The organism is Streptomyces sp. AB3(2024) (assembly GCF_041862025.1).
In the GTDB taxonomy this organism is placed as follows: domain Bacteria; phylum Actinomycetota; class Actinomycetes; order Streptomycetales; family Streptomycetaceae; genus Streptomyces.
Genome location: NZ_JBGWAB010000292.1, coordinates 1 through 1,926, shown reverse-complemented (window position 1 = coordinate 1,926; position 1,926 = coordinate 1). Strand labels below are relative to the sequence as shown.

The following is a 1,926-nucleotide window of genomic DNA, read 5'->3' as shown; positions in this document are numbered from 1 at the left end:
CGCCGAGATCGCCGTCTCCCGCCTCACCGAGCGGGGCGCGACCCGCGCCGACGACAAGCTCTCCGAAGCCGCGATGGAAGACCGCAAGCGCGAAGGGTACTTCTAACCATGACGACCACCACCGAGCAGCTCAGCGCCACGACGCTGCTGCGCTTCGCCACCGCGGGATCCGTCGACGACGGGAAGTCCACCCTGGTCGGCCGCCTGCTGCACGACTCCAAGTCGGTCCTGGAGGACCAGCTCGAAGCCGTGGAGCGGGTCTCCCAGGACCGCGGCCAGGACACTCCGGACCTGGCGCTGCTGACCGACGGCCTGCGCGCCGAGCGCGAGCAGGGCATCACCATCGACGTGGCCTACCGCTACTTCGCCACCGCCCGCCGCCGGTTCATCCTCGCCGACACCCCCGGGCACGTGCAGTACACCCGCAACATGGTCACCGGCGCCTCCACCGCCGACCTGGCCGTGGTCCTCGTCGACGCCCGCAACGGCGTCATCGAACAGACCCGCCGCCACGCCGCCGTCGCCGCCCTCCTGCGCGTCCCCCACGTGGTCCTCGCCGTCAACAAGATGGACCTCGTCGACTACCGCGAGACCGTCTTCGCGAAGATCGCCGAGGAGTTCACCGCCTACGCCTCCGAGCTGGGCGTCCCGGAGATCACCGCGATCCCGATCTCGGCCCTGGCCGGCGACAACGTGGTGGAGCCCTCCGCGAACATGGACTGGTACGGCGGACCGACGGTGCTGGAGCACCTGGAGACCGTCCCGGTCAGCCACGACCTCACCGCCTGCCCGGCGCGTTTCCCGGTGCAGTACGTGATCCGCCCGCAGACCGCGGAGCACCCCGACTACCGGGGCTACGCGGGCCAGATCGCCTCCGGCGTCCTGCGCGTCGGCGAGGCCGTCACCGTCCTGCCCTCCGGCCGCACCAGCACCATCGAGGGCATCGACGCCCTCGGCGAGTCCGTGGACATCGCCTGGGCGCCGCAGTCGGTGACGGTAAGGCTCAAGGACGACATCGACATCTCGCGCGGTGACCTGATCGCGCCGTCCGCGAGCGCGCCGGCCACCACGCAGGACGTCGTCGCGACCGTCTGCCACGTCGCCGACCAGCCCCTGGCCGTGGGTGCGCGGGTGCTGCTCAAGCACACCACCCGCACGGTCAAGGCGATCGTCAAGGAGATCCCCTCGCGGCTGACCCTCGACGACCTCTCCCAGCACCCGGCCCCCGGGCAGCTGGTGGCCAACGACATCGGCCGCGTCGTCGTCCGCACCGCCGAGCCGCTCGCCCTCGACGCGTACGCCGACTCCCGCCGCACCGGGTCCTTCCTGCTGATCGACCCGGCCGACGGCACCACCCTGGCGGCGGGCATGGCGGGCGAGTCCTTCGCCTCCCAGGCCAAGACGGCCGTCCAGGCGGATGAAGAAGGGTGGGACTTCTAACTCATGCTCTCCGACATCTACTCCACCTTCGCGAAGGAGGGCGGCCGCGTGGGCAGCGGCGTCCTCGGCAGCGGCCAGGGAGGGGTGGCGCGATGTGCGCGATGACGTACGCGCACCGCATGCGCGCCCTCACCCCCCACGAGCCGTACCCGTCCTTGCTCCAGAAACGAAGACGTGCGTCATGACGCCATGACGCTACGAGAGGAAGTCCTCCCGTGCCTGCCACCGGTACCACCCGCACCACCCTGCGCCGCGGCATCGTCGCCGCCGCCGCCCTGCCGCTCCTGATCGGCGCCCTCGCCTCCTGCGGCTACGGCTCCGAGGCCAAGAAGGACGAGCCCAAGGACACCGCGGCCTCCAACGTCACCGATGGCACCAAGAAGCTCTCCGCCTCCGAGGTCCGCATCGGGTACTTCCCGAACCTGACGCACGCCACCGCTCTGGTCGGCCTCCAGGAGGGCCTGATCGAGAAGGAACTGAACGGCA

1 protein-coding gene and 2 pseudogenes are annotated in these 1,926 nt (G+C 70.9%); all 3 read left to right on the top strand.

Going from position 1 to position 1,926, the window contains the following annotated elements:
* Positions 1 to 106 (top strand): annotated as a pseudogene (locus tag ACEPPI_RS40390) (sulfate adenylyltransferase small subunit); the annotation flags it as partial.
* 2 nt (positions 107 to 108) lie between these two features.
* Entirely contained in the window at positions 109 to 1,440 is a 1,332-nt protein-coding gene (locus ACEPPI_RS40385; RefSeq protein WP_373920223.1) for a sulfate adenylyltransferase subunit 1, read from the top strand.
* A gap of 215 nt (positions 1,441 to 1,655) precedes the next feature.
* Positions 1,656 to 1,926: pseudogene (locus ACEPPI_RS40380) on the top strand (sulfate ABC transporter substrate-binding protein); the annotation flags it as partial.